This is a genomic window from Haloarcula pellucida, from assembly GCF_014647235.1.
GTDB lineage: Archaea > Halobacteriota > Halobacteria > Halobacteriales > Haloarculaceae > Haloarcula > Haloarcula pellucida.
Genome location: NZ_BMOU01000008.1, coordinates 27,399 through 50,753 on the forward strand (window position 1 = coordinate 27,399; position 23,355 = coordinate 50,753).

At 63.9% G+C, this 23,355-nt stretch carries 47 protein-coding genes and 1 pseudogene; 16 read left to right on the forward strand and 32 right to left on the reverse strand.

Translation table 11 applies throughout. The features are described 5' to 3' along the window. Positions 1–85: 85 nt before the first annotated feature. The 21 genes from IEY28_RS20210 to IEY28_RS20305 all read right to left on the reverse strand — a co-directional run bounded on the left by IEY28_RS20210 (position 86) and on the right by IEY28_RS20305 (position 10,722). Entirely contained in the window at positions 86–1,372 is a 1,287-nt protein-coding gene (locus IEY28_RS20210) for a hypothetical protein (protein ID WP_189002062.1), read from the reverse strand. Beyond that, the gene (locus tag IEY28_RS20215; protein ID WP_189002063.1) at positions 1,365–1,715 is read right to left on the reverse strand and encodes a hypothetical protein; all 351 of its coding nucleotides are present in this window, start codon (positions 1,713–1,715) and stop codon (positions 1,365–1,367) included. Before IEY28_RS20215 ends, IEY28_RS20210 begins: the two co-directional genes overlap by 8 nt. Further along, positions 1,708–2,025, reverse strand: coding sequence for a hypothetical protein (locus tag IEY28_RS20220; protein WP_189002064.1), 318 nt, complete (start codon positions 2,023–2,025; stop codon positions 1,708–1,710). The genes IEY28_RS20215 and IEY28_RS20220 overlap by 8 nt, the downstream gene beginning before the upstream one ends. Continuing rightward, positions 2,018–2,596, reverse strand: a complete 579-nt coding sequence (locus tag IEY28_RS20225) for a hypothetical protein (protein ID WP_220639475.1) — start codon at positions 2,594–2,596, stop codon at positions 2,018–2,020. Before IEY28_RS20225 ends, IEY28_RS20220 begins: the two co-directional genes overlap by 8 nt. Continuing rightward, a complete protein-coding gene (locus IEY28_RS20230) occupies positions 2,586–2,957 on the reverse strand; it encodes a hypothetical protein (protein ID WP_189002065.1) in 372 nt (123 codons plus the stop codon). The genes IEY28_RS20225 and IEY28_RS20230 overlap by 11 nt, the downstream gene beginning before the upstream one ends. After that, the gene (locus tag IEY28_RS20235) at positions 2,957–3,139 is read right to left on the reverse strand and encodes a hypothetical protein (RefSeq protein ID WP_189002066.1); all 183 of its coding nucleotides are present in this window, start codon (positions 3,137–3,139) and stop codon (positions 2,957–2,959) included. Before IEY28_RS20235 ends, IEY28_RS20230 begins: the two co-directional genes overlap by 1 nt. Next, complete coding sequence (locus IEY28_RS20240; RefSeq protein ID WP_189002068.1) at positions 3,132–3,983, reverse strand: DUF5131 family protein; 852 nt, start codon at positions 3,981–3,983, stop codon at positions 3,132–3,134. The genes IEY28_RS20235 and IEY28_RS20240 overlap by 8 nt, the downstream gene beginning before the upstream one ends. Further along, entirely contained in the window at positions 3,973–4,317 is a 345-nt protein-coding gene (locus tag IEY28_RS20245; RefSeq protein ID WP_189002070.1) for a hypothetical protein, read from the reverse strand. Before IEY28_RS20245 ends, IEY28_RS20240 begins: the two co-directional genes overlap by 11 nt. Next, on the reverse strand, positions 4,307–4,660 hold the full coding sequence (locus IEY28_RS20250) for a hypothetical protein (RefSeq protein WP_189002072.1): 354 nt from the start codon (positions 4,658–4,660) through the stop codon (positions 4,307–4,309). The genes IEY28_RS20245 and IEY28_RS20250 overlap by 11 nt, the downstream gene beginning before the upstream one ends. After that, a complete protein-coding gene (locus tag IEY28_RS20255) occupies positions 4,650–5,189 on the reverse strand; it encodes a 3'-5' exonuclease (protein WP_189002074.1) in 540 nt (179 codons plus the stop codon). Before IEY28_RS20255 ends, IEY28_RS20250 begins: the two co-directional genes overlap by 11 nt. After that, entirely contained in the window at positions 5,182–5,562 is a 381-nt protein-coding gene (locus IEY28_RS20260; protein WP_189002075.1) for a hypothetical protein, read from the reverse strand. Before IEY28_RS20260 ends, IEY28_RS20255 begins: the two co-directional genes overlap by 8 nt. Beyond that, positions 5,555–6,409 (reverse strand): hypothetical protein, encoded by an 855-nt coding sequence (locus tag IEY28_RS20265; protein WP_189002077.1) that lies wholly within the window; start codon positions 6,407–6,409, stop codon positions 5,555–5,557. Before IEY28_RS20265 ends, IEY28_RS20260 begins: the two co-directional genes overlap by 8 nt. Beyond that, the gene (locus tag IEY28_RS20825; RefSeq protein ID WP_268239463.1) at positions 6,409–6,543 is read right to left on the reverse strand and encodes a hypothetical protein; all 135 of its coding nucleotides are present in this window, start codon (positions 6,541–6,543) and stop codon (positions 6,409–6,411) included. Before IEY28_RS20825 ends, IEY28_RS20265 begins: the two co-directional genes overlap by 1 nt. Beyond that, the gene (locus tag IEY28_RS20270; protein WP_189002079.1) at positions 6,543–7,847 is read right to left on the reverse strand and encodes an ICP22 family protein; all 1,305 of its coding nucleotides are present in this window, start codon (positions 7,845–7,847) and stop codon (positions 6,543–6,545) included. The genes IEY28_RS20825 and IEY28_RS20270 overlap by 1 nt, the downstream gene beginning before the upstream one ends. Beyond that, positions 7,844–8,263, reverse strand: coding sequence for a hypothetical protein (locus IEY28_RS20275; RefSeq protein WP_189002081.1), 420 nt, complete (start codon positions 8,261–8,263; stop codon positions 7,844–7,846). The genes IEY28_RS20270 and IEY28_RS20275 overlap by 4 nt, the downstream gene beginning before the upstream one ends. Then, complete coding sequence (locus IEY28_RS20280) at positions 8,260–8,493, reverse strand: hypothetical protein (protein WP_189002082.1); 234 nt, start codon at positions 8,491–8,493, stop codon at positions 8,260–8,262. The genes IEY28_RS20275 and IEY28_RS20280 overlap by 4 nt, the downstream gene beginning before the upstream one ends. Further along, on the reverse strand, positions 8,490–8,729 hold the full coding sequence (locus tag IEY28_RS20285; protein WP_189002084.1) for a hypothetical protein: 240 nt from the start codon (positions 8,727–8,729) through the stop codon (positions 8,490–8,492). Before IEY28_RS20285 ends, IEY28_RS20280 begins: the two co-directional genes overlap by 4 nt. Continuing rightward, positions 8,729–8,911: a hypothetical protein gene (locus tag IEY28_RS20290; protein WP_189002086.1), complete on the reverse strand. Its 183-nt coding sequence runs from the start codon at positions 8,909–8,911 to the stop codon at positions 8,729–8,731. Before IEY28_RS20290 ends, IEY28_RS20285 begins: the two co-directional genes overlap by 1 nt. After that, positions 8,911–9,264 carry a PadR family transcriptional regulator gene (locus tag IEY28_RS20295; RefSeq protein ID WP_189002087.1) on the reverse strand — a complete coding sequence of 118 codons (354 nt, stop codon included), beginning with the start codon at positions 9,262–9,264 and terminating at the stop codon, positions 8,911–8,913. Before IEY28_RS20295 ends, IEY28_RS20290 begins: the two co-directional genes overlap by 1 nt. After that, positions 9,264–10,229, reverse strand: coding sequence for a hypothetical protein (locus IEY28_RS20300; RefSeq protein WP_189002089.1), 966 nt, complete (start codon positions 10,227–10,229; stop codon positions 9,264–9,266). Before IEY28_RS20300 ends, IEY28_RS20295 begins: the two co-directional genes overlap by 1 nt. Before the next feature lie 271 nt (positions 10,230–10,500). Then, positions 10,501–10,722: a hypothetical protein gene (locus IEY28_RS20305; protein ID WP_189002091.1), complete on the reverse strand. Its 222-nt coding sequence runs from the start codon at positions 10,720–10,722 to the stop codon at positions 10,501–10,503. Positions 10,723–10,822: 100 nt separating this feature from the next. On the opposite strand from IEY28_RS20305, the gene IEY28_RS20310 reads away from it, so the two are divergent. After that, positions 10,823–11,044, forward strand: a complete 222-nt coding sequence (locus IEY28_RS20310; RefSeq protein ID WP_189002093.1) for a hypothetical protein — start codon at positions 10,823–10,825, stop codon at positions 11,042–11,044. 11 nt (positions 11,045–11,055) lie between these two features. Here IEY28_RS20310 and IEY28_RS20315 read toward each other — a convergent pair whose 3' ends face one another. Continuing rightward, entirely contained in the window at positions 11,056–11,307 is a 252-nt protein-coding gene (locus IEY28_RS20315) for a hypothetical protein (RefSeq protein WP_229783190.1), read from the reverse strand. Between the two features lie 374 nt (positions 11,308–11,681). Here IEY28_RS20315 and IEY28_RS20320 point away from each other — a divergent pair, with 374 nt between their 5' ends. Next, the gene (locus tag IEY28_RS20320) at positions 11,682–12,392 is read left to right on the forward strand and encodes a DUF4352 domain-containing protein (protein ID WP_189002094.1); all 711 of its coding nucleotides are present in this window, start codon (positions 11,682–11,684) and stop codon (positions 12,390–12,392) included. Positions 12,393–12,395: 3 nt separating this feature from the next. Here IEY28_RS20320 and IEY28_RS20325 read toward each other — a convergent pair whose 3' ends face one another. Genes IEY28_RS20325 through IEY28_RS20715 form a run of 7 tightly spaced genes read right to left on the reverse strand, consistent with a single transcriptional unit; the run spans position 12,396 to position 14,724 of the window. Next, on the reverse strand, positions 12,396–12,623 hold the full coding sequence (locus IEY28_RS20325) for a hypothetical protein (protein ID WP_189002096.1): 228 nt from the start codon (positions 12,621–12,623) through the stop codon (positions 12,396–12,398). Next, a complete protein-coding gene (locus IEY28_RS20330) occupies positions 12,620–12,784 on the reverse strand; it encodes a hypothetical protein (RefSeq protein ID WP_189002098.1) in 165 nt (54 codons plus the stop codon). Before IEY28_RS20330 ends, IEY28_RS20325 begins: the two co-directional genes overlap by 4 nt. Then, the gene (locus tag IEY28_RS20335) at positions 12,781–13,212 is read right to left on the reverse strand and encodes a LolA-like protein (RefSeq protein ID WP_189002100.1); all 432 of its coding nucleotides are present in this window, start codon (positions 13,210–13,212) and stop codon (positions 12,781–12,783) included. Before IEY28_RS20335 ends, IEY28_RS20330 begins: the two co-directional genes overlap by 4 nt. Continuing rightward, the gene (locus tag IEY28_RS20340) at positions 13,209–13,541 is read right to left on the reverse strand and encodes a hypothetical protein (protein ID WP_189002101.1); all 333 of its coding nucleotides are present in this window, start codon (positions 13,539–13,541) and stop codon (positions 13,209–13,211) included. Before IEY28_RS20340 ends, IEY28_RS20335 begins: the two co-directional genes overlap by 4 nt. Continuing rightward, positions 13,541–14,050 (reverse strand): hypothetical protein, encoded by a 510-nt coding sequence (locus tag IEY28_RS20345; RefSeq protein WP_189002103.1) that lies wholly within the window; start codon positions 14,048–14,050, stop codon positions 13,541–13,543. The genes IEY28_RS20340 and IEY28_RS20345 overlap by 1 nt, the downstream gene beginning before the upstream one ends. Next, positions 14,043–14,330 (reverse strand): hypothetical protein, encoded by a 288-nt coding sequence (locus tag IEY28_RS20350; protein ID WP_189002105.1) that lies wholly within the window; start codon positions 14,328–14,330, stop codon positions 14,043–14,045. The genes IEY28_RS20345 and IEY28_RS20350 overlap by 8 nt, the downstream gene beginning before the upstream one ends. After that, positions 14,323–14,724 (reverse strand): hypothetical protein, encoded by a 402-nt coding sequence (locus tag IEY28_RS20715; RefSeq protein WP_220639477.1) that lies wholly within the window; start codon positions 14,722–14,724, stop codon positions 14,323–14,325. Before IEY28_RS20715 ends, IEY28_RS20350 begins: the two co-directional genes overlap by 8 nt. Before the next feature lie 81 nt (positions 14,725–14,805). Here IEY28_RS20715 and IEY28_RS20360 point away from each other — a divergent pair, with 81 nt between their 5' ends. The 12 genes from IEY28_RS20360 to IEY28_RS20410 all read left to right on the forward strand — a co-directional run bounded on the left by IEY28_RS20360 (position 14,806) and on the right by IEY28_RS20410 (position 20,639). Next, positions 14,806–15,108: a hypothetical protein gene (locus tag IEY28_RS20360; protein ID WP_229783191.1), complete on the forward strand. Its 303-nt coding sequence runs from the start codon at positions 14,806–14,808 to the stop codon at positions 15,106–15,108. After that, the gene (locus tag IEY28_RS20365; protein ID WP_189002107.1) at positions 15,095–15,307 is read left to right on the forward strand and encodes a hypothetical protein; all 213 of its coding nucleotides are present in this window, start codon (positions 15,095–15,097) and stop codon (positions 15,305–15,307) included. Before IEY28_RS20360 ends, IEY28_RS20365 begins: the two co-directional genes overlap by 14 nt. After that, positions 15,304–15,477, forward strand: coding sequence for a hypothetical protein (locus tag IEY28_RS20370; RefSeq protein ID WP_189002109.1), 174 nt, complete (start codon positions 15,304–15,306; stop codon positions 15,475–15,477). Before IEY28_RS20365 ends, IEY28_RS20370 begins: the two co-directional genes overlap by 4 nt. Continuing rightward, on the forward strand, positions 15,474–16,097 hold the full coding sequence (locus IEY28_RS20375) for a DnaJ domain-containing protein (RefSeq protein ID WP_189002117.1): 624 nt from the start codon (positions 15,474–15,476) through the stop codon (positions 16,095–16,097). The genes IEY28_RS20370 and IEY28_RS20375 overlap by 4 nt, the downstream gene beginning before the upstream one ends. 98 nt (positions 16,098–16,195) lie before the next feature. Continuing rightward, positions 16,196–16,453 carry a hypothetical protein gene (locus tag IEY28_RS20380; RefSeq protein WP_189002119.1) on the forward strand — a complete coding sequence of 86 codons (258 nt, stop codon included), beginning with the start codon at positions 16,196–16,198 and terminating at the stop codon, positions 16,451–16,453. A 77-nt stretch (positions 16,454–16,530) separates the two neighbouring features. Further along, positions 16,531–16,959, forward strand: coding sequence for a DUF4326 domain-containing protein (locus IEY28_RS20385; protein ID WP_189002121.1), 429 nt, complete (start codon positions 16,531–16,533; stop codon positions 16,957–16,959). Further along, positions 16,949–17,191 carry a zinc finger domain-containing protein gene (locus IEY28_RS21040; RefSeq protein WP_420842340.1) on the forward strand — a complete coding sequence of 81 codons (243 nt, stop codon included), beginning with the start codon at positions 16,949–16,951 and terminating at the stop codon, positions 17,189–17,191. Before IEY28_RS20385 ends, IEY28_RS21040 begins: the two co-directional genes overlap by 11 nt. Then, on the forward strand, positions 17,184–17,711 hold the full coding sequence (locus tag IEY28_RS20390) for a hypothetical protein (RefSeq protein ID WP_189002123.1): 528 nt from the start codon (positions 17,184–17,186) through the stop codon (positions 17,709–17,711). The genes IEY28_RS21040 and IEY28_RS20390 overlap by 8 nt, the downstream gene beginning before the upstream one ends. Continuing rightward, entirely contained in the window at positions 17,708–18,640 is a 933-nt protein-coding gene (locus tag IEY28_RS20395) for a DNA adenine methylase (protein WP_189002124.1), read from the forward strand. The genes IEY28_RS20390 and IEY28_RS20395 overlap by 4 nt, the downstream gene beginning before the upstream one ends. A gap of 253 nt (positions 18,641–18,893) precedes the next feature. Beyond that, positions 18,894–19,220, forward strand: coding sequence for a DUF3307 domain-containing protein (locus IEY28_RS20400; RefSeq protein ID WP_189002126.1), 327 nt, complete (start codon positions 18,894–18,896; stop codon positions 19,218–19,220). A gap of 182 nt (positions 19,221–19,402) precedes the next feature. Next, positions 19,403–20,230, forward strand: coding sequence for a ParA family protein (locus IEY28_RS20405; RefSeq protein WP_189002128.1), 828 nt, complete (start codon positions 19,403–19,405; stop codon positions 20,228–20,230). 1 nt (position 20,231) lies between these two features. Then, the gene (locus IEY28_RS20410; protein ID WP_189002130.1) at positions 20,232–20,639 is read left to right on the forward strand and encodes a DUF7970 domain-containing protein; all 408 of its coding nucleotides are present in this window, start codon (positions 20,232–20,234) and stop codon (positions 20,637–20,639) included. Positions 20,640–20,643: 4 nt separating this feature from the next. Here the strand turns inward: IEY28_RS20410 and IEY28_RS20415 are convergent, their stop codons facing one another. Next, a complete protein-coding gene (locus IEY28_RS20415) occupies positions 20,644–20,808 on the reverse strand; it encodes a hypothetical protein (RefSeq protein WP_189002132.1) in 165 nt (54 codons plus the stop codon). A gap of 746 nt (positions 20,809–21,554) precedes the next feature. Here IEY28_RS20415 and IEY28_RS20420 point away from each other — a divergent pair. Continuing rightward, a complete protein-coding gene (locus IEY28_RS20420; protein WP_189002134.1) occupies positions 21,555–21,770 on the forward strand; it encodes a hypothetical protein in 216 nt (71 codons plus the stop codon). Between the two features lie 141 nt (positions 21,771–21,911). On the opposite strand, the gene IEY28_RS20425 is transcribed toward IEY28_RS20420, so the two are convergent. Beyond that, on the reverse strand, positions 21,912–22,199 hold the full coding sequence (locus tag IEY28_RS20425; RefSeq protein WP_189002136.1) for a hypothetical protein: 288 nt from the start codon (positions 22,197–22,199) through the stop codon (positions 21,912–21,914). Between the two features lie 72 nt (positions 22,200–22,271). On the opposite strand from IEY28_RS20425, the gene IEY28_RS20430 reads away from it, so the two are divergent. Next, positions 22,272–22,526 (forward strand): hypothetical protein, encoded by a 255-nt coding sequence (locus IEY28_RS20430; RefSeq protein ID WP_189002138.1) that lies wholly within the window; start codon positions 22,272–22,274, stop codon positions 22,524–22,526. Position 22,527: 1 nt separating this feature from the next. Here the strand turns inward: IEY28_RS20430 and IEY28_RS20435 are convergent. Beyond that, a pseudogene (locus tag IEY28_RS20435) lies at positions 22,528–23,355 on the reverse strand (hypothetical protein); the annotation flags it as partial.

Consider the following 23,355-nt stretch of genomic DNA (forward strand, 5'->3'; position numbering starts at 1 on the left):
TTCTGTCGCCGGGGTTATAAGGGTTTGTGGACCAGTCACGTGTAATCTCTCGAGCTCCCGGCAGTCACCGCCAAACACGGAGCCATCAGTCATCAGACGGCACCTCCTCGGTCGAGTAGTATTCGCGCCAGCTATCGTCGCCGGCGCCGTCCTCTTCCTCATCGCGACCATCTTGCTCTGACTCCGCGGCTTCGAGAGCACTGTAGTAGTGCAGGGACTGTTCGTGCCAGACGCCGAGGTCTCTGAGTCGCTCGCGGACGTCGTCTTTGGTCAGATACCGGACGTCGTAGTCACCATGCTGCAGCGCGACGTTGACGCGCTTGTACGTCTGCTGGTGATTGAGATCTCGTTCGTCGTAGAGCTCCACCAACAGTGCGCTGACCGAGCCCGGACGACTCTCGTCCCTGCGCATGTACTCGTGCCAGCAGTCCGAGGTGCAGAACTCCTGATCGCGATGGGACCGCGGTGGCTGGAACTTGACACCACAACCTTTGCACTCACGTCTGGCGACGGCGTCAGCCTCGGCCGCCATGTGGGCAGTCCAACAGTCGGCGGAACAGAACCGGTTATCGTTGTAACTGGCGGTCTGGAACTGCTCGCCGCAGTACTCGCAGTCCTTAACGATATAATTTCGCTGGCCGCGAGTCTTACACTCCCAACTGCAGTAGCGAGATCGCTCCGCTTTGTTGGGTGGCTTCTCGTATTCGACACCACAAGTCTCGCAGGTGAGCGTTACCCGTTCGCGAGCGTCCTCAACGTAGCAATTCTGTGAACACCACTGCTGATCTTCGCGACCGACGAAGGTCTCACCACAATGCCGACACGTTCCCTCGACGTCGGTGTTGGTGACAGCGGCAGCGTGACACTCTTCCGAGCAGTACAGCCGGCTATCGGCCTCGCTGCGCGTGACTACGAAAGTGTCCTCACAGTGACCACACTCGATCTCGACGCGATGGAACTCGAAATCGCACTCACGCGAACAGAACCGGCGTTCGTCGGCGCGATTCTGATGCACTTCGAACTCGTCGCCGCACTGCTCACAGGCCATCGTCTCGTTGAAGGCCTCGCGACGACAGTCACGCGAACAGAACCGTCGACCGTCGGCGTCGCTGGGGACGGTCTCGAACGTCTCGGCACAGACCTCACACGTGTGGGTGACGCGTTCGGACCGCGCCTCGCCTGCGCACTCCACCGAGCAGTACTGTTGATCTTTCGAGTTGCCCTTGACGGCGAACTCGACACCACACTCCTGACAGGTCTTCTGAATCGTCGCGATGGATTCGTCGTGAGCCTTTGAGTGGTGGATCTTGACAGCTATCTCCGAGTCGAACGACCGGTCGCACGTCGGACACTGGTGGCCATCGTCAGACATCGCGTGGTCCCTCCAGGAACGTGATCACGGCGCACTGATCGACTGGCGTCGGACACCGACGCTGGCCCGGCGCGAGCGTTTTTTCGAGGTCTCCCTCGGCGCCGCAGGCCGGGCATCGATTGTCGTCGCGGGGTTCGCCAATGTCCTCGATATCGGTATCGTGGCCGCTGCCGTCGGCGACGACGGTCGCCGTCTGCTGGCGAGTCTGTTCGAGCACGGCTTCGCGCTGGTCCATCGACAGTCCGGACCCGTCCGTCGCGACGACGACCGCCATCCGAGGGTCCTCGTCGAACTGCTCGACCCGGCGGACGGCACGGTCGACGTGGGCGGATAGGTTACTCACCAGGCTCACCTCCAGCCTGCTCGAGTTCGTGCCCGCACTCCAGACACACGCGGCGGTACTCGGCGTCGAGCATCCCACGGATGTTCTCGACCGCCGAGCGGCCGCTGACTGCGTCGCCGTCGACATCGAACGGAAAGTCCAGCTTGCCCATCGCGTAGTTTCCGCACCGGTCGCCACACTCGTCGCAGAAGTTGTCGTGCCGGCGTCGGCCGAGCCACAGCTTCGGTCGACAGATGGCCGCAGCGATACCCTTCCCGAGGGCGAATCGGAGTCGGCCAAAGCGGTAGTCGTCGACGCTAGCCTCAGACATCGCGACCACCTCCGGACGCTGCCCCCAGTTCCCGCTCAGTTTCGATACGCTGCTCCCACTCGTCCTTCGGGAAGACGTTGACGAGGTAGTCGCGATCGTCGTGGTCGAGTTTGAGCCTGACCTGCAGGTCGGCGGCCTCCTCGGCGAGATATTCGTTCGGGAACTCGAACGTCTCGCGCTCGCCGTCGCCGTGGTCGTGATGCCGCACGAGGACGTGCGGTTCGCCGTCGTCTGCTTCGAGACAATCGCGAGCGTGGCCGGCGTTGTTCCGCGCGATGGAGGACGTGCTACCGAGGTAGAACGCAAGCGGCTCGGGCTCGCCGTCCTGGTTGATCGTCTCGTAGGCGACGCTGTAGTAGCGGTCGTGAGTACGGTCGCGCTCGACGAGCCACGTCACGATGACGATGCGGTGCTCGCCGTCGGTGATTTCCGCTTCGCCGCGGTCGACGACGTCTTCGTCCGGGTCGTCGTCCCAGTTGAGGACGTCGAAGCGCCACTCGTTCGGCAGGTCGTTGACCTTGGCGAAGTCGAACCAGTGGGGCGCTCGTGGGTCGGCGCCGTCAGTTGCCACCGTCGTCACCTCCAGCCTTCGATTCGAGCCAGCTACGGCACTTCTCGATGAGGATCTGCCTCGTGACATCCGACCGCTGCTCGCTCTGCACGACGGCGTTCAAGTACGGGATGGTCGCCAGCGTCAGGTGGCCGTGCCAGTACAGGACCTCGCGCTCGTCGATGAGGTCAGCTAGCGCGGCCGCGACCGGCTCTTGCTGTACCGACGTCGAGAACTTGTTAGCGTGCTTGACGAGGCGCCCCTTCGACGTCCACAGGTCGGCTTCGACACCCTGCGAACTGTCTGGGTTCGCCTCGGTCCGGTCGCCGATCTCCTCGAGGACCCACTCGCGTGGGTCGGTGGTCTGCTCGGCTTCGGACACTACTCGTCACCTCCGAACACACACTCGAAGCACGGGACGTCTGTCTCACCGGCGCCGCGACGGCAGTCGATGTGTCCGTTGGGACATCGGCGCTGGTTCCCGGCACCAGCGAGGGCGCGGACGCTCCCCTCAGTCTCGCGGACGACCTCACGATGCGCCGTCGACGCGCGAGTCCTACGCATCGACGATCACCTCCTGGTCGCGGAGGTCGGGACGGGCGTCCCGCAGCGCCGGCGTCAGTTCGGGCAGCTCCCGGTACTCGGTCTGGTCGGCGCCGAGCAGTGCGGCCTCGTTGAGGCCCTCACCAGCTTCGGCGAGGCGGCGACCGCGCTCGGGGTACCGAGCGCTCGACTGCTTGAAGAACACGGGGATGCCCTGTGCCTTCGCGGCGTCGCGGATCTCGCGGGCCCAGGCGTGATCCATCTCGCGACGGTCGGCTTCGGGGCCGGACTCGCCGCCGATCACGACCCAGTCGATGCCCTCGAGGTCGTCGGCGTCGACGTCGACGGGACCGAGCAGCGGTTCGAAGCTGATCCACTTCGTCGACGCTGCCGTGTTCCGCAGGTGGTCGATGCGGTAGGTCCGCTCGGCGCTCTCGACCGTGACGCCCATCCAGAGGTTGTCCGGCCAGCGCGTGGCCTCGCGGTCCCAGACGAGCATCCGGTTGTCGTGCTCGGCGCCGTGTTTGGTCAGCGCCTGGAAGACGTGCTGGTCGCACGCTTCGATGACGTCGAAGACGTCGTGCAGGTAGTCGTCGGGGACGAGGTCTTCGGGCAGGAACAGGTCCGACATACTGTTGACGAAGATGCGTTTTGGGTCGCGGTTGCGGGGCCAGCCGAGGTGGTCGCGCTGCAGTTGGACGTTCTCCTCGGCGTTGTCGACCGTCCAGGCGTGTTCGGTGTGGTCCCAGCGCTGGGACTGGACGGCAGCGTAGCAGTTCGCGCAACCTTCGCTGGTCTTGAAGCAGCCGTGGACGGGATTCCACGTCGAGTCAGTCCAGCCGATACCGCTGTCCTCACTCGGCATCGGTCACACCTCCTTCCGAGTTAGTGGTCGTGCCGTAGTGTCCGATCTCCTGTTCCTGTTTCAGCCGTTCCTTCTTGGCCGCGTTTTCGAGGAGGCCTTGGGCAGCGTCAAGCTGGTCGTGAAACTCGTCACTGAGACCGTCGAACTCAGTCTCGGGAACCATCAGCCCCCGAATCCGCTCAGCGAGTTCCTCGGCCTTCTCAACCTTGTCGTAGCAGCCTTCGTGCCACCATTGCTCGTCGTTGGCCGCCTTCCAGACGCCGGGCTCGGTCGTATCAACCGGATTCCCGCAGTTCTGGCAGTCGGGTTGTTCGCGATCAGTCTCACTCGGCATCGGAGACACCCCCGTGGATGATCTGCTCCCAACTGCGCTGTATGTCGGTCAGGAGATCTTGGTCAGTCGGGGCGTGGCTACACCCAGTGCATTCCGTGTGGTCGGAGAATCCCCAACTGCGAGTGCCACACTCTGGACATGCTGGTTGTTGGACGTCCATCCGACCACAGAGTTCCTGCCAAACTGTTGCGCGGCGCTGGCGCTCTTGCTCATCGAGCGTACTCGAGAAGCGGCGCTCGGTCAGCTCCTGGTACTCTCGCTGGAGGGTTTCGAGGCTTAGCACCTCGACGTCGACCCCGAAGTTGACATGGTCACTCTCGTCTGATGACTGTTCACTCGCCATCCGACTCACCTCCTTCCGAGTTAGTGTCCAGCCGGTCGAGGGTCTCCACCACCGTCCGTGCCTGATAGACCGCGTCGTCTAGGGCATCGTGTGCGTCGCCCTGCTGCTCGACGTCGGCGGCGGCCGGGAGCGCCGCTAGCGTACGGCAGTCCCGCTCGTCGCGATAGTTCCACGGCGTCGGTTCGTCGATAGCGTCGTAGGCAGCCGAGAGGATCTGGCAGTCAAACGTGGGTGAGAATGCCCAGATCTCGTCGGCGCCGCGGTAGAACGCACTGAAGTGGGCGAGCGCCTTCGACAGTCTGACACCTCCCTGCAGGACGTCTTGGACCTCGTCGTCCTGCCCGAGCCACCAGTCGAGGGTGTCAGCATCGATCTCCAGCCCGGCGTCGACGCAGCTCTGGATGCTGACGTTCTTGTAGAACTCATCACTGAGGCCGACCTCGTCGAACCTGACGGCGCCGATGCTGAGGATGACTGCACCGGGATCGGTGCCGAGTGTCTCGAGGTCAACCATCACGCGCTCAGTCATCGCGATCACCGTCCAGTGCGTCGACGTCGTAGCGAACGCCGCAGTTGATGCAGTCGATCAGGACGAGGTCGCGCTCGCGATGGCTGAGCGCCACGATGGGTTGCTCGTCGTCGGTGCAGTCGCACTCACTCGACAGCCCTGGTGTCGCGATCCACCCCTCGTCGAACGAACCAGGGTTGGCCTCGGCGGCAGTGTCGCCGACTGTGGCGTGGATCTCGGTGGTGCGGCCGGTCGTGTCCATGCCGAACCCGGCGCCAGACTGCAGCTTGCCGTCGGCGTCCTGGACGGCTTCGGCCCACTCCACGAGCCGGTCCATGTCGTCTTCGAATAGCGGGACGGCGCCGGTCAGTACCTCCTGCAGGGCGTCACTCACCGTCACCACCTCCGTCGGCCATGTGGACCGTGTCCAAGTTGTCGAACGTCTGCTGGTCCTCGTCGGTCAGCTCGACATCGCCGACGTCGAGCCGCTCGTGGACGATGTTGTCCACGGCTTCGTCGTCACTCTCAGCGACGAACGCGTAGGGCAGGACTTCCTCGGAGACGAACTCGAGGAACTCCGCGGTCTCCATGTCGGGTTCGAACACTTCGACCCAGCCCGACTGCGCGAGCGAGACGCGGCGGTACTCGTCGTCGTAGTCGACGTCGAGCGTCAGCACGGCGTGGCGGTCGATGGCCTCGTCGATCTGCGAGTCCGTCATGGCCTCGCGACCGGACCACGACATCGTCGTCTGGCCGGCCGGCTGGTCGCGACCGATCTCCCACACATCGAGGCGGTCGCGCTTGTCCTCCAGCCACGACCGCAGGTCGAGGTAGGCGGGCTCGATCTGACACACCGTCTGGTGGCTGGCGAGCTGATCGAACGCGAACGTCCCGGCACTGGTCGCCGTCATCGCGAAGCCGTCGTGGCCGTTCTCGGCCGGCACGGCCGCCCAGCGGGTGCCGGCTCGAACGCGCGTCTCCACCTGCTTCTTGTTGATGGTGGCGCCAGCGTCGAACCACTGCTCGGGCTCTCGCTTCTCGTCCCAGATGGCGGCACCCTCGTAGACGTCGACGTCACCGATGGTCGAGAGCGTCGCCTGTGAGGACTCGTCGACGGAGAGCATCCGGACGATCTCCTCCATGCCGCCGTCGACGTAGTCCTCTTTCGCGGACCGGTACGCGGCGCCGGCGACGTCTTCGATCCAGCCCTCGGTGACGAGGCCGAGCTTGCCGGCTTGCATCACTGACCACCTCCGATAGCCGCTCGGTCGCCAGCAGTCTCCTCGACGTCGACGAGGTCGTGGCCACACTCGTCGCACCGGAAGATGCACGAACTGTGGTGCCCGCACGCAGGACACTCGACACTGTGTCCCATCACGCGCCACCTCCCGTTGGGGCCCGCACGCGCCAGAGCCGACCGTCGTGTTCGATGACGTAGTCCTCGAGGTCCTCCGACAGCGTCTCCAGCGCCTCGCGGGCCTCGTTGCCCGTGATGTCGCACTCGATGGCGACGTCCTCGGTCTTCCAGTACTGATACTCCGGCACGTTCTGCTCGAACCAATCGGCGACGCGCTGGTAGGGCGTCAGGCTGCGGTCGGCAGTCGGAGCTGGCCCGTCGCCGTCGACCAACTGCTCTTCGGCGGGGTCCGTCGTCCGAGGCACGTGCACGCCGGGGTGATCGTTGCGGTTGTGGTGCCCCTCGACCTGACTTTCGCGCCGGAACGGTCCCTGACCGCAGAAGCCACACCAGAAGCGGACGTCCTCCTCATCGGGTTCTTCGAGCCCGGACTCACCGTCACCGAGGACGTCGTTGATTGCTTCGTCCAACTCGTCGTCTGGCTCGTCGCCGGCGTCCGTTTCGTCAGCCGCGGTGCCGGCCGCCGCGGGGTCCTCGGATTCGTCGGCGACGGCGGGCCGGACAGCCCAGACCGCGGCCTCGCCGTCGTCGGCCTTGTCGGTCTTCTCGGCCTCGTAGTCGTCAAGGCTTTTCAGCGCGTGCGGGATGGCGCGGCCGTCTTCGTCGACGGCGTCGCCGATCTCCCCACACGTTGTTTCGAGTGTTCCGCCGTCGCCCTCGATCTCTCGGTGCAGGTACGCCGCGACCTTCTCTTCGGTCGTCGGGTCGTCAGCGTCCTCGAGCACGGGCACGTCCGCAGGACTGGTCGACTGAGTCCCGCCGTCCGAGTCGGACTCGGTGTCCGGCGTGGTTTCGTCGACGTCGTCGGTCGCCTCGTCGGTGGCGTCGGTGGTGGCGTCGCCCTTGCTGTCGTCGGTGTCGGCATCGTCGTTGCCGACCACATCGCCCACCACGAGCAACGCGGACACGTCGGCGACGACCAGCCCATCGACGGGCTCGAGGTCGAAGTAGCGCGTCTCCTCGATCGCGTCGAGGTCAACGCCGAGCGCCCGCAGCGGCGTCCGGAGTCGGATGTCTGCGCCGGCGTCGGTGTGAGTCAGCGAGTACGTGTCGACGTTGTTGACCTCGCTCGCCGCTCGGAACGCGACACGACCAGCATCCTGGTCGATGAGCACTTGCACGCCGTCGACGTCCTCGAAGTGCCGGTCGATGGCGGTCGCGTTGAGGTAGCCGTTGCCGTCCTGGTAGACGGTCAGACGCGGGTCGGCCCGCCGCGTCGACTGCTTGCGCACGACTTCGAAGCCGTCGGTCTCGGAGCTCATTCCCGACCACCTCGCTCGAACTGGTCGGCGACTGCCTCGAGCGGCACGAGTTCGGGAGCGCCGCGTGACTCGATCATCTGCTGGACGTAGTCGCCCGAGACCGTGATCGGATCGAGGTCAGCGTCGACGACGGTCGCACGCTCGTAGAGGCCGACATCCATCGTCGCCCGCACGTAGATCGCAGTGTCGTGGTCCTCGCCGGCCGGCCAGTGCGCGACGACACCCCGGCAGCGATCGAGCGTTCGGCGGAAGTCCGTCCACGCCGGCGCACTCTCGCACCAGTCGCCGTAGTAGTTGAGGACGCGGATGACAGCGTCGTCGGGCATCTCCAGCAGCTCGTCGCAGAGCATGTTGCCGACGACGTCGTTGGGTGCCAGCTCATCGCGAGCGTCTTCGGGGTTGGTCGCGGCGCTCATGCCGCATCACCCACCTGGTCGGGGTCCACTCGGTCGAGTTGTCTCGCGAGCCCGCGGAGCGTGTTCGTGTTCTTCGCTTCCCGGACCACCGGCTCATCGAACGCGTGCCCGCAGCTGTAGCACCTGTAGTCCTCGTCGATGTCGGCGCTGTCGACCCGGTCCTCGTGGATGAGCTTGTGAATCTTCGACGTCGAATCGCAGTTCGGACAGGCCTGCACAGTGTCGCTCACGCGCCGTCACCCCCCTTGAAGACGACACGAGTTTCCGCGCTCTGCATGTCTGTGATGACGTTGCGGACGTCGAGGCCGTGCTTGTCGGCCAGTTCGAGGACGTCGTCGAGCTCGATCTGGTCGTCGGAGAGGTCTCGCGCGGCCGTGATGCCGCCCTCGTCAGTCCGGCCGACGTCGACGCCGTCCTTCTCGACAGCGTCGAGGATGAACTGCTGGTGGGAGTCGGCGGCCGCCATCACTCCCACCTCCAGCGCTTGACCGTCGCGGACTGGTCGACCTCGATGAATCCCTCGTCACTGCCCCACTCGCCGATCCTGGCTCGGCGGTCCTCCGTCTCGACTGCTAGGACGTCGTAGTCGTACGGGTCGCGCTCGTAGGCTTCCATCTCGACGTCGCGGCCCTGGTCGTCGGCCTGCATCAGCGCTCACCTCCGAGGCCGTCGGCGATGCGCTTGCACCGCGCGGCGTCGGCACGGAGCAGGTCCTTGCCCTCGTCGGTCAGCTGGTAGAGGTTGGTCCGCTTGTCGAGTTGCTCCTTCTCGACGTATCCCATCTCGACGAGTTGGTCGAGGTTCGGATACAGCCGGCCGTGGTTGACCTCCTCGCCGTAGTACGCCTCGAGCGCGCGCTTGATTCCGAGGCCGTACTCGGAGCAGCCGTCTTCGCGGGCGAGCAGGTAGAGGATCGTCCACTGGAAGCGGGTGAGCTCGCCGTCGTCGACGGCGGGTTCGATGTCCTTGATGCGGTTGCCCTTCTGGTCGGTGGCCGCCATCACGCATCACCTCCCTCGGCGACCAGCGAGATGTCTGGTTCTTCGACGTCGCCAACGCTGATGACGTCCTGCGGTTCGTACAGTGCGCCAGTGAACTGCGACGCATTCTTCGCGAGGAACTCCTGCACGTCGCGCTCGTGCGGATGCTCCAGTGCGTCCCAGGCCTCTTCGCGTGATGTTGCTTCGACGGCTATCGTCTCGGACTGGCGGAGTTCGACATCCAGCTCGTAGATGTCCGTGTCTGGCTGCTCGCCGCTGCCGTCAGCAGCGACGGGCTCTTCGTAGTGTTCGTCGCGGAACTCGGTCAGGCTGTCGCCGTCGAGACAGGGCACCCAGTTGCAGGTCTCACAGCGGAACGGCCGGTTGGAGAAGTCGCCGGGGTCGCCCCGCAACGGGTTTTCGCTGTCGCAGCGAGGGCAGATAAACGCGAAGATGAACGCACCAGCGTCGTTGTCAAGGTCGACGAACGTCGTGCAGTACGCCTCGTCTCGCTCGCGTTTGTCGGCGACGGCGTCGGGGTGGGTGTCGTCCAGCCACCGGTGCAAACGGTCAGCGGTGGTGTGGCCAATCCCCTCTGCATCGGTGAACGTGATGCCGTCGACGTAGTCGGACAGCAGGTCACCCTCGGTGGGGAAGGCGTCGGCGACGGCGTTGGCTTCGCGAGATTTGAGGCCGACGTCGTCTTCGAGCGTTTGTAGCCAGTCTCCGCCGCCGTCGGTCACCGTCTCCGGCTCGCACAGCCCTTCGGGATCGGCCTCGAAGTCGTAGCCGACGTCCAGGTCGAACGTGTGGACGAGCGTGGCTTCGCCGTCCTCGACGACGATGTCGACGTCGTCGGTCGCAAGCCGACGGCCGGCGCGCTCGACCTCGTCAGCCAGACAGCGGAGCGCGCTGGCAAGCTGCTGGTGTGGTTCGGGATCGGTACGCTGTTCGGTATCGTTTTGAGTATCGTCCGCGTGTTGCATGTGTGGTCTCGTATCGTCTGCTGGTTAGCGGGCGGTGCGGGACCTGGCCCTGCATGCCCGAGCGAGTTGTTGGACCAGTTGGCTCGGGTGTGCAGACAGGCGAGCGCTCGCGTGAGACCACATGGCAGTTACGTACCAGTAGGACCGTCTTACCCAATTTATCGGGTGTATAGTTACCCCACCGGGAGTGTGTCTGGTACATGTGGTCTCGGTTTTCTCGGCCTGTTAGGGCAGGCCGGGAACTCAGTTTGCGAGCGGTATCTATGACTCGTCAATCAGCGGCTTGCTCTTCGGGTTCGACGTCGTCCAGGTAGGCGTCAAGCCCGTCCTGTTCGACGATGTCGACAGCATCAGTGAGCAGCAGCCGGATGAAGGCGCTGCGTTTCATTCCGTACTGCTCCGACAGGTCATCGAGGCGGTCTTTGAGACCGCCGTCACCAGCGCGGAAGGTTATATGATCAGACTCTCCCATCGTCACATCGACCACTGACACAGTGGAACACAATAAGTCTGTTCAATGAACTATTAAACAGTGTTTCATTGCGTGTACCTATGGGGTAATCATTATGTGTAACACGCAGGAACACACTGCTATGACTCGGGACAAACGCATAGCGACTAGTGTTACCTCTGAGGATAAGCTGGATTTCCAGATAGCGGCAATGCGACGCGATGTTAGTGAGTCTGAGCTTTTGCGCGAAATTGTCGATGACTTCCTTGAAGAGGAGGATATCCCGGACGAAGTTCGTGAATACTTCAAGGAAGAGTTGGAGTCCGACCAGGGAAATCCGAAGACGGTGGCGACGGCTGACTAAGTTCACAGGCATCACTGGTCCTCCGCAAACCTGACCGCTGAGTACGGTATCGTTTCTCCCGTTTTCTCGTCGACAATTTCCCAGTGCTCGGGGTGGACGTCCGCACCGTTCTCGCTCTGTCGGGCACAGGACGGACACCAGCAGTGGTTATTAGTCCGATCCCAACTGCAGTGCCCGTTCGGACACCGCCACCGATAGGGCTCGTCTTCGCGGTCGATCACCACTGTTTCGTGCGCGTCGGCCATCGCCGACCCGTCGGCCATGATTACTGACACGGTACATCTCAGGATGACGAGAGGTGGGTGTATAGTCCTTTTTCTGGGGACCACGGTGAAAGTGAAAGTAGTCGGATTATGGTGTTTGCGGCAGGGTTCTGGCAGGCAAACAGCCGTCTCGAACACCCATGTGAATGTGAAAGTAAACGCAGATATTTGCAAAGGTGTACATAAAACGTAGTATTAATTCCGAAAGTGCCGTCCCCGCTATCGTTAACCAACACCGACGGCGCGCACCCCATGAGTGTTGGTTAACACCGTCGCCGGACTAACCAACACACCGGCCGATCAACCACCCAGTGTTGGTTAGCTCTTGTCAGCATGGGGAAAGCCTGATTGCGAAAGGCTGACACGTACTTGACATGGTGGAAATCACCCTCCGGAACGTACTTGGATATCTGTTTGGTTTGCCAGCCATCCTGGGCGGGCTCGTCTTCGCGCTAGTCTCACCAGTATCGGGGCTGTTGTTGATCCTCGCTGGTGTCCTAGCACTGCCTGTCGTCCGCCGGCAGTTCGACGTCCGTGCGGGGTTGAGCTTCTCATCGTGGGCGGTGGTCGGGCTTGTCTTGCTACTGTCTGTTGCCTCACTGAGTGTGCTCGCACTAACCGTCGGCGACGGCGGCCAACAGTCGCTCGGTGAGAGCAAGACCGCAAGTGGACTCTCGGTCGTTGTGACTGACTACGAGATTCACGAGAACGTCGATTTGAACAACAACGACCCAATCGACCCGAACGCTGACGCACTTTTGGTCAAGCTTCGGGTCGAGCACGTCGGCGAAAATGAGCGCGTGTTCCCACACCAGGTTGCCAACGAGATACAGGCAGACTACAACGATGAACCTCTCGCGAGCGCACTCACGTACAGGAACATTACGGTCGACAACACGACCTATCACGGGTACCACCAATCGTACAGAGGTCAGGATGCCGACGGAGCCTATCAGGGCACGACTGTCAGCGGGTGGGTCGCGTTTGAAGTCCCGCCGAACGCCGAGCCGAGTGACATGACTGTCACTGTGTACTGGGGTCCAGACCGGAATCAAAAGGGTGTGTGGCAGCTCAGCAGTCAGTAGGTGCTACTGGTGCGTCTGCTCGTACCAGTTGCTGGTGACGTCGTTCTGCGAACATCCCGGCAGGTGTGGGATGTACTCTGGCGCCGCGGCGACCTTCTTGCACTCGCGGCAGCGAACCTCTCCCGTAGGCTCGCCCATTTTGAACCCGTCGACGTCGACCGGCGTGTCGCTGCGGACCAGTTCGAACAACGTGTCGGGGTCAGCGAACGAACGTTTGTTGGGTTTGCTCATCGGACGTCCACCTCCGGACCACCGTTGCGACGGTACGCGAGCAAAACCGTGTGGTCGCTGAACGGAGATGGGATGTAGACTCCGACGGCCGCACTGGATAACGGCGTCACCTCGAAGTGTGCCCAGTCGACGAGACCCTCACCGTGCTGCATCTTACTCATCGAATCACCTCGCCACCGCGCTCGACGTCGATCATGTCCACCGGCTCGCAGCCCTCCTGTCGCCAGCGGCAGCCGGTCCAGACGTCGGTGTAGCGCCACATCCCGCCGTCGGCGGCGCGGGGCTCGAACCGAACGCGGCGCCGCGGGCCCGCCGGCGGCTGGTAGGTCACTTCGAGGCGGTCGACGGCCTCAGCAGACGCGTCCATCGTACCGCCGTCCGAGCGCAGATCCTCACCGTCGGGCACCGGGCCGCCATCGAGGGCCTGCATGGCCTCTTCGGCGTGCTCGACCGTGGCCTGGGCCATGTGCCACGCCGGCGTGTTCGGCGTGAGGTCGTCGCGAGCGATGCGGGCCTGCTTGCGAGCCTCTCGAAGCCGTTGCTCGGGACTGCCGAGTTCGGGCTCGTCGGCGGCGGTGTCGTCGCTCATCGCGACCCCCCGTCATCGATGTGTTCTAGTAGTGCGTCGTCGATGGCCTCGCGGTCGACGCCGGCGGGGATTTCGCGCTCGCCGCGCATGAACGCGACGCGGCGAGTGTGCTTGCACCCACCAGCAGGCCGCCGGTGGAGCATATCCGGACAGTCGCAGGTCTCGGCGACGAGGTCGATGACGTACCGCGTGCCGTGGTTGTAGACGGCGATCTGGTCGTCACGCGTCGCCGGGTCGTCGGCGTAGATGTCCATCGGCTCGGTCAGCGCCTTCACGTCGCGCTGGTCCAGCTTCGCGATGGCGGCAACGTCCGCAGCGGCGGCCGCCATCAGTTCTCACCCTCCTCGTCCTCGAGGTCGTGGACCGGCGACACGAGTGCGAGTCGTGAGCGCGGGTAGGCGTAGCGATCCGGTGCGTCGATATCGGCCGTCGTTCGGTCGGGGAACGTGACCTCGATGACGTCGTCGTCGCTGGGGTAATCCTGGTTGTAGTCGGCGACGGTGCCCCAGCCGTCGACGTCGTAGTCGTCGGCGGCGCCGAGTTGCTTGCCGACCACGACCATCGCGGCCTCGGTGTCTTTGCGGTCTTCGACGTGGTCGCCGACGTGCAGCGGCGGCAGCGGCGGCGTGCGGTCCCGGTCGTCTCCGAGCAGCGGGTCGAGACACTCGCACGACCGGTCGAACCGCTCGTCATCGTCGACGGCGTGTTGCGGTGCGTTGATGACACCGGTTTCGTTCGCGTCACCAGTCGGGTAGCTGGCGGGCGTCTGCTGACAGTCCTCGTGGTGAATCTCCGTGGGCGATTCGTCGGCGAAGACGTCCCACTCGTGGTCACTCATCGCCGGCCTCCCCGTAGCCTGCGCGGTCGAGCGCCTCGATGATGGCCATGTCGTGGCCGCTGCCGAATGCCCGGCCAACCGGACTGGTCTCGATGGAGATGAGGCCCGCCTCGCAGTCGTAGACGCGGACCTCGTGATCGGCGTCGCCGAGGCCGGTGGAACGACTCTGCACCACGACAGTGTACTCGCCGTCGGTCGCCCAGCCGCCGGGCAGACCGGCGTCTTCGACCGGCCGGAAGCCGCGCTCCTCCAGGACGTCCACGAGCTCGCCGTCAGTCATCGGTGGCCTCCTTGCGGCGCTGGTCGGCCTCGAGGACGGCGCCGGCGAGCTGGCCCGTGCTGGTCCAGCCGCGCTCCTGGTCGACGAAATCGCGCCACGTCTCGAGACGGCGGCCGTCGAGGTACTCGACGTGGTCGACGTCGTCGCCGTCGATGACGACCACGGCGTCGGCGCTGCGGATGTAGTGGTGTTCGTAGCCCTCGCCGTCGGCGCCGAGGGTCGCGCTTGCGATACTGTCGCCCAGCGTGCGGGCGGTCGTTTCGACAGTCGTGCCGGAATCCTGAAGTCCGGTCGTGGTGTGTATGCTCATGCTTCCTACCAGGAAGCGGTCGGACGTGCTGTAACACGTCCCGGCCATCGCGTTCTGCGATCCGTCGCCGGTGTCCCGCTTCACACCTACAGGTACACCACCCATCTACTAAAAGATTACGACGTAAGTCTAAGATATACGCCTACTATATCCGCTTACGTCGCAATGCTTACAGTGCTGGCCTGCATCGTTACTCTTGTGAGTGCGACAACCGACAGCCCGGGTATGCTTGACCCGACTGACCTGCGAGAAGTCGACCGCTACCTGCTGGGCTACCTGACTGAAGGGCGCGTTACCCCGACGTACGCGCGAAAGCGCCTCATCGATGACGTCGAGGAGTATTCGCGCGGGTATGTCCAACAGCGACTCAAGCGGTTGGAGGAGCACAGCCACGTGACTAACTTGCTCGACACGGGCCTCTACGAGCTCGTGGACGACCCGCGGGAGGGTGGTGATGACGACGGATAGTCCCGGCCCGATCGACCCGCCGAAGACCGACGAGATGTGGATGGACGGCGACGTCGACGTCCAGCCGCGCTCGTACAAGGACCTCGTCGTCGGCATCATGGAGGCCCGCGACTGCAGCAAACCCGACGCCGAACGGTTCGTCGACGACCGCGGTCGCGAACACGCCGAGCGCGTCCTCCTGGACAGGTGGTCGGCATGATCGCAGCGACGCTGGCAACGTGGGCCGGGATCGCCATGTTCGCGTTCGCGCTCGGCGTGATGGCCGCGAGCCACTACAACGAGACAGAGATGCGGTGGAAACCCATCGCGGCAATCGCTGGCGGGGTCTTCCTGTGGACGCTCTCGGTTGCACTGGAGATGGTAGCATGACGTCGAAGACTGACCGCACCGGCGGCGAGATCGACTGGCCGGCATGGGCGGAACGAACGCAACGGCGAGAGAGCACGCACAAGTACTCGACGACGCTCGCCAAATCTATCAGCCACATCGAGACCGAACTCGAGGACCGCCTCGGTGTCGATGACTGGCGACTCTCGACGGCCGCACCCCAGCGCAAGAACGACGGCCGCCCGTACGCGAACGCGAACCCGTCGGATCCCGGCGCCGTCGTCCGCTGGAGCATGGATGGCGAGCAGTACTGCATCGCTGTCGACGAGTACGACGACCTCCGAGACAACGTCCGGACTATCGGCCTGTACATCAAGGAGAAGCGGAAGATGTCGAACCGACCGGTCAAGACCGGCCAGGACGAGTTCGCGACGGCGCAGCTCCCGAGCGGGAACGAGGACGTCATCGTCGCCGGCGACGGCTCTGGTGTCGCGTCGACGCAAGCGCCTCACGAGGTGCTGGGCGTCGCCGAGGACGCGCCCGACGATGTCGTCGAGGCCGCCGCTCGCCGACTCGCCGCGAACGAACACCCAGACAAGGGTGGCGATGTTGAGGAGTTCCAGCGGATCCAACAGGCAAAGGAGGCGATGCTCGATGGCTGACGGCTTCAATGGCTGCCGGCTCAAGCACAGTCCGACGGACGGTTTGCTCACCGACCTGATCGCCAACGCTCTCCGAGAGCTCAAGGAGGCGATGCTGGATGGGTGACCTCCTCGACCCCGACCGACTCGGCCGCTGTCCCGACTGCGGCGACGACGTTTATCGCGACGACGAGCGCTGGGAGATCACCCGCGACGGCGACGACCAGCCGCCGACGGGAACGACAGTCCGCTACCACGAGGGCTGTGCCCCGTTCGGTGCGACCCACATCCCCGACGAGATCGAGAAAGAGCAGCGCAGTCGAAAGCGCGGTGCCGAGATGCGCCGGGAGCTCGCAGAGGGCATCGATGACGACTGACCTCAGCGACTGGCCCGTCGAACAGATCCTCGAGTACCGCGCGGAGACTGGCGAGTGGCCAGAGTCGGAGGCCGACGATGACGAGTAAGAGCTACCAGGAGGCGAAGGCGGAGGCGCTCGCCCAGCTGCGAGCGTTCGTCCACGACGATGTCACGATCGTCGACGACGGCGACCGCGTCACGGGCCCCGGCGGTACGACGCTGGTCAACGGTCACGGGCAGCTGCCGGACGACGTCGTCTGGATCGACCGCCGGTCGAAGTGGGGCAACCCGTTTGTCACCGAGAACGACGGCGGCGAGTACTCCCGCGAGGAGTCGGTCGACCTGTACCGTGGCTGGTTTCTCGGCCACGTCGAGGCCGGCGAGTGGGACGTCGAGGCGTTGCGCGGCGAGACGCTGGCCTGTTGGTGCGTCCCGCGCCTGTGCCACGGACTGGTGATCCTCAACTACCTCGCCGAGACGTACGACCCACAGCAGACGCTCGGAGGTGCGTTCGATGCCAAGTGAGTGTGAGCAGTGCGGCGTCACGTCCAGTGGCGCCGTCGTCCGCGAGTTCGGTGACGAGACCTTGTGCGTCGACTGCGCGTCCCCAGGTGAGTGCAAGCGCTGCGGCGCCGAGACGTCGGAGCTGACGCTCGCCGGAGACTGGCTGTGCGGCCGGTGTCAGGACCAGCGCCAGGAGCAACAGGAGAGTCGCGACCTCGGCCAGCACGGCCTTGGGAGGTTCGCCGATGGGTGACCCCCTCGACCGCGTCGACGAGTCGACCGCACTCCGCGTCTACGACAGCCAGTTCGAAGGCTGCTGCGACGTCAACGCCGACGAGGATCCGCGCCCGTGCCTCTCGTACTACGTCCAAACGGACTTCGGACTGGCTTGCATCCGCTCGGCCTACGCGGACGGATTCGGAAACGAAGCGCATCGCCTCTGCATCCCGAACCTCGGGTACATCCCCGAGCGCACTCGTGAGAGTGTCGACCGGCACGCCGACAAGAAAACGTACGACCTCGTCGACGCCGACACGTTACCCTCGCAGCGCGACCCGTACGGTGAGGACCCTGTCACCGGCCACGAGTTGCAGATCACGTCGTTCGGATTCGACGTCAAACCGTGGGCCGAGCGCGAGTGCGCGAAGTGTGGGCTCGCCGTCGACGCGACGAAGGCAGACCAGTCTCCTGATGGGTGGATCCACCAGGACTGTAACCCGTCGCGCTGGGACGACGCATCCCTCGAGGCGTTCGTCGGTGGTGAGACAGCGTGAGTGAGCAGCCTCCGGGCGGTACTGAGCGCGGCCCAACGTTCTCGGCGTTCCCGTACATCGGCTCGAAGACCTATCTCGCGCCGTGGGTCGTCGAGAACCTACGCACCCACGACAACTTCGTGGTTCCGTTCGGTGGGGCGGCTGGCGTCCTGCTGAACAAACCACGGTCGGGGTGTGAGATATACAACGACCGTGACGAGGCGATTGTCGAGTTCTTCCGCGCTTGTCGCGAGCATCCCGAGGAACTGGCCGAACGGGTTCGTAACATCCCGTTCTCACGGACCACGTACAACGAGTGGTCGCGACAGTTCCGGAGCGGTGACGGGTGGCCCGAAGACGTGGTAGAACGGGTCGCTCGGTGGGTCTACCTTCGCTACGCCAGTTTCTCCGGTCGGTACGGACAGCGAGCAGGGTTCGCTACCGATACACCGCGCCGTGGCCCGCAGAAATCTCGAATCTGGCAACAGATGCCGGAGCGTATCGTCGAGATTCGCGACCGGTTCCGCGGCGTCGCTATCGAGTGTCTGGACTACTCCGACATCCTCGGTCGGTACGACGACAAGGGCGCTGAGACGCTGTACTACTGCGACCCACCGTACACCGAGGCGAAAGACGGCTACTACCGTGGCCCTCGGTTCGACCACGGCCAGTTCGTGGACGAGCTGACGAGCGTCGACGGTCACTGGATGGTCTCCTACCGAGACCCGCCAGATGGTCTCGAAGCGCTCGCAACGACTGTCGTAGAGCGGTCATACAATCGGTCGGCTGGAACAGACAACTCCGACCGGACCGAGCGGCTGTACCTGAGCTACGACCCGGCGGAGACTCCGCGGTTCGTCGATGGCCAGCAGCAGACCTTAGTTACGGCTACAGACGGCGGAAATACCCGATCAGTAGACACGGGTACTGAACAGGAGGCCGACGAATGAGCCGAGAGGCTGCGGGCGATCTAGTGCACCGCTACCAGCGCGGGCTGCACCACCAGTCTGTTGACGAATGCCCCGATTGCGGCGACGAGACATATGCGTGCAAAGTCCAGTTAACGTGGTACGACCCGGCGGATATAGTCGTGCGAGAGGCGGCGGCTTGCGGTTGCTACCGGCCAAGAGGCGTTCTGAACAGGCTCAGATGGTGGGTGAAGAATTGGTGGAGACACACTGATACTGATCAGGGTGGGTCACAGTGACCACCGGCCCGCCGACACTCTCGCTGCTGGCGTCGCACGCCGCCGGCGACTTCCCGATGCAGTCCGACCGGATGGCTGCCGAGAAGTTTGACTCACGGCGCGTCCGAGCAGCCCACGTCGCCGTCTACACGCTCGGGTTCGTGCCCGCCGTCGCGACCAGCGATTGGTCGCTGCGCCAGTCGGCGGCGTTCCTCGCGACGATCGCGTCGACGCACTACGCCGTCGACAGTCAGCGCTGGAACGACGCCGTCCCGATCTGGTACGACCAGGCACTGCACGTCATCGCGATGGCGCTGGCCGCTTTCCTCGCCGACAACTTCTAACCAACACGACCTGACTTTCTACCCCGGTGTTGGTTAGCAGCTGTAGTTAGTCTAACTCACCAGTCTAACTATCCAGACTAACCCCTCAGTCTAACCTACAAGTCTAACTGACCAGTCTAACTGGTTAGTGTGTCACGTACGTCTGACGGGTGTTTATGACGGGTTAGACTCACCAGTGAGACATGCTCGCATACACGGTCTACTCCGAGGCTGGCGGCGTCGGGAAGACGACGCTCGCCGCGTCGCTCGCGACGGCCCACGCCGATCACGGTCGCGACGTCCTCACCATCGACCTCGACCCACAGCAGGGCTCGCTGACGTACCTGCTGGGCGTCGACGCGCCGCGCAACGACGGCGACGCCGACAACATCGGTCGGCACCTCATCGACCGACCGCTCGGCGAGTTCGACGAGCTCGTCCACGACACGGGCTACGGCTTCGACCTCATACCCAACCACGACATGCTGGAGAACCTGCCCAGCCTGCTCTCCCGAGCGGAGGAGATGGCCGAGGACCTCGGCGAGTACTTTAGCCCGAACGAACGTCTCCTGGAAGTTCTCATCGACGCCGACGTGATGACTGACTACGACACGCTCATCGTCGACCCGCCAGCGACCGCGGGCCCCCATCTCTACAACGCGATCCACGCGACGCGGTCGCTAGTCGTGCCGGTCGAACCGACGGGCAAGGGGATGCAGTCCGTCGAAGGCCTCGAGGACGTCGTCCTCAACCTGAGCGACTCCCTCGATATCGACGTCGGCGTGTTGTCGGTGATCCCGAACGGCATCGGCTCGACGAGCGACCAGCAGAAGTACCTCGAACGCATCCGCGACCTCGGCTTCGACGCCCCGGTCGCCATCGCTGACCGCTCGTCGCTGTTCGAGGGCTGCTGGGACCAGCAGTACCCGCCGGCGTACTACACGCAGGAAGTGCGGGCGGCCTACGACTACGAGGAGGCGACGCTCGCCGAACTGGATGACCTCGCGACGCACATCGAGGAGGTGGCATGAGATGGGCAACGGCATGAAGTCGGGCTCTGGCGAGGATCCGTTCGCCGACGTCGACGGCGGCGACGGCGATGACGAGACCGAAGACGAGGTCGACGCAGTGAAGAGTGCGACTGGCGACGAGGTCGAGGTCGACGAGGGTGATGAGAACAGCGGAAACGGTGGTGTGTCATCGGGCTACCCGTGGCTGTTCACGCGGAACAACGCGAAGGACGGCCGCGAGATGGTGCAGTTCTTCCTCCAGCAGGAGACCCAGCAGCTGGAGAGTCAGGCACAGGCCGACCTCGAGTCGATGCTTGGCGAGGAACCACTGGTGCTGGACATCCGCGAGGCTGCCTACCAGGTCGCACTTGAGCAGCACCTCGACGACGTCGCCGACCAGCTTCGGGAGTGGGGCTACGACGCCGAGTGATTGATTACTCGACTCGGTTCGGGAAACAGCCTTCGCAGGGCTCGTGGTCGGACTGTGCAAGCTCGTCTTCGTCCAAATACTCGTTTGGAGACTTGTGGCCAACCATCTGGAGAATGGGACAGTCGCCATCAGGGTCGTGGTACAAGTCGCGCGAGAGTGTGACTTTCATGGTTAGAAGTGCGGCGCGGTTTCATTTAAACCTCAGGAGCTTTCCAAATCGATATAGCACTATACGCTATATCGAACGCGACACCCCGGCGTTTCGAGTGTTTCTCTCGCGGCGTAACCCCTACACTTTGGGCCCGAAAGCCACCGGACAACGTCGGGTTTCAGCGGAAGCGTGGTGTCAGATTCACGCATACAACACCCTATCCGGATAGGTGGGGATGGAGACATCGACAGCGCTGCCGCTGGTCGTCGACGAGCCTTGACCAACACACGTCCGGCAGCAGTTTCGATGTAGGTTAAGCCGCGAGAAACAGCGGAACTACTGGGGCCAGCTAACCAACAGAGGGTGCCAGACAGCGCCTATGTTGGTTAGCTGCTGCACATCTCCCGCTGCGACGCCTCTCAGGACCATGAATAGCTGGAAAACACCACAGGCGCGAACCTGTGATGACCCAGATAACACCGTGCAAATCTACGCATCGGGGGTGTGTAAGATTAACTGAAGAATATTGACCTGACAGAAGTCCGATAGGTTTATAGGGTAGTAGGTTATAGTAATAGATGGGTCGTGATGACCCAGATAACACCACCGCCCGATTGGCTGAAGGAATGGGCCACTGTCCTCGCGAAACTGGGGACGTTCGGTGTATTCCTTCTCGCCTTGAGTCGGGCACTGCTCGCATAGTTCGGGGCTGTCGCCCCGAACCACCCCCTTCGTGGGGGTTCGGTAGCGAGCGCACCACACCTATGACCGACACAACGCTATTCGGCTTCGACCGATCGACCGTCCGCTCCGCCGGCTGGGGTGCCGCCGTCGCTGTCGCTGTCGTCATCCTGTTCGTGGAGCCGTGGCTGCAACGGCAGGGGCTTGAGAGAGTTGTACTACTGCTGTACGCAGTGCTGCTGCCGATAATTGCTTGGAGCCTCATCGAGGACATCCGAGCGTGGCGTGGCGGTAGATAGTACAGAAACCGATCGACATATTCACGGAAGTGACTCTCACGACCGCCAGTAGTCTCGATGTAGGTTAAGCCGCGAGAAACAGCGGAACTACTGGGGTCCGCTAACCAACACGACCGCCGATACGGTGCCGATGTTGGTTAGCTACTGCACGAGCCTCGCTGCGACGCCGACGGCGCCGCCGAGGATCAGGCCGAAGAAGAAGTAGTGCGGTTCCCGACGGACGTCGTTCGCGAGATCCTGCGTGTCGGCGGCCGGTGGCCGGTCGCGGCCGCGCTCCAGCGCTTCCGAGAGGATGGCCAGCGCCATCCCCAGCTCCGCGAGACGACCCGTCGCGACGGCACTGAACCCGAGGGCAGCGCCGGTCGGGACTGCGTGCTGTTCTTCGTGATCGTCGAGGAACTCACTGATATTGGGTATCTTTGCGCGCATGAATAGCTGTGGCTCGGGCGCAACGCCGTCATCGCCGATGCAGTCTTGTGGACGGCCGTTGCACCACCAGCCATGGAGTTCCGCGTCCGCAAGGCCGATGGGTGGACAACCATCGCGTTCCCCGTCGGCGTCGAAAAGGTGGAGGTCGTGACCGGCAAGACCGACGGTCACCTGACGCTGACGCTCATCGGCCATCGCGACGATGCGCCGAACGTCATCGAGCCCGGCATCCTCGACGTCGACGGAGCGGACGAAGAACGCCTTTCGGGCGACATCCCACGAACCGACGACGGGACGAGCTGGCTGATCGACCGACTTCGCTCCTGATTCAGACGATCTTGCTGACGGCCTGCAGCTGCGACCGGATGTCCTGCAGCGCGTCGCCGATGGTCGACCGACTCCCCAGCAACACGGTCGGCGAGCTCTCGGACTGGTTGATGTCCCGCAACTCGACGGCCTCGCCGGCCGTCGGGAGATCGGGGATGGTCAGCGTCTCGACGATAGAGACCGTCGGCGGCAACTCGTCGAGCGTCGCTTCGGCCTCGATCAGTGGCTCGTCGACGACGCGATAGAGGTACAGCGCCGCCTGCTCACACCCCCGCGACGACGGCAGTGAGGGCACGTCCCGGACCAGCGTCTTCGGCGACGAGCCGGCGTCCGGCGCGGTGTAGCTCCCCGAGACCTTCCACTGGTAATCGACCACCAGACTCTCGCCGTCGGTGATCGACCCGCCGGAGAGTGCCACCACCTCGCCGGGCAGGCGATTCACTTCGTAGTCGACGTCCTCCTCGTAGACCGTACCATCAGTCGCGGCGACACGCCCCGACCCTTCGACGACGTTGGCGTGGTCCAGTGCGACCGCGTTCCCGACGTCCGCCGTGACTGACTCCTCCTGGGCAGACTTGGACTGGCCCTTGATGACGACCTTGTCGTAGCTGCCGCTGTTGATCTTCGCCGTCTCGTAGTCGATGAGGTCCGCATCCGTATCTTGCACGCGCTGACCGGGCTGGGTCCACTGGACGCGCAGCCCGTCGATGGACTCGTCCCACGTCAGCGCGAAGATCGAGTCGGAGAAGTTCGCGATGTTCTGCAGCGCCTCGAGAGCCTGCTCGTCGACCGTCTTGTCGATGAGTAGCGGCGTGTCGTCGAGGTCGGC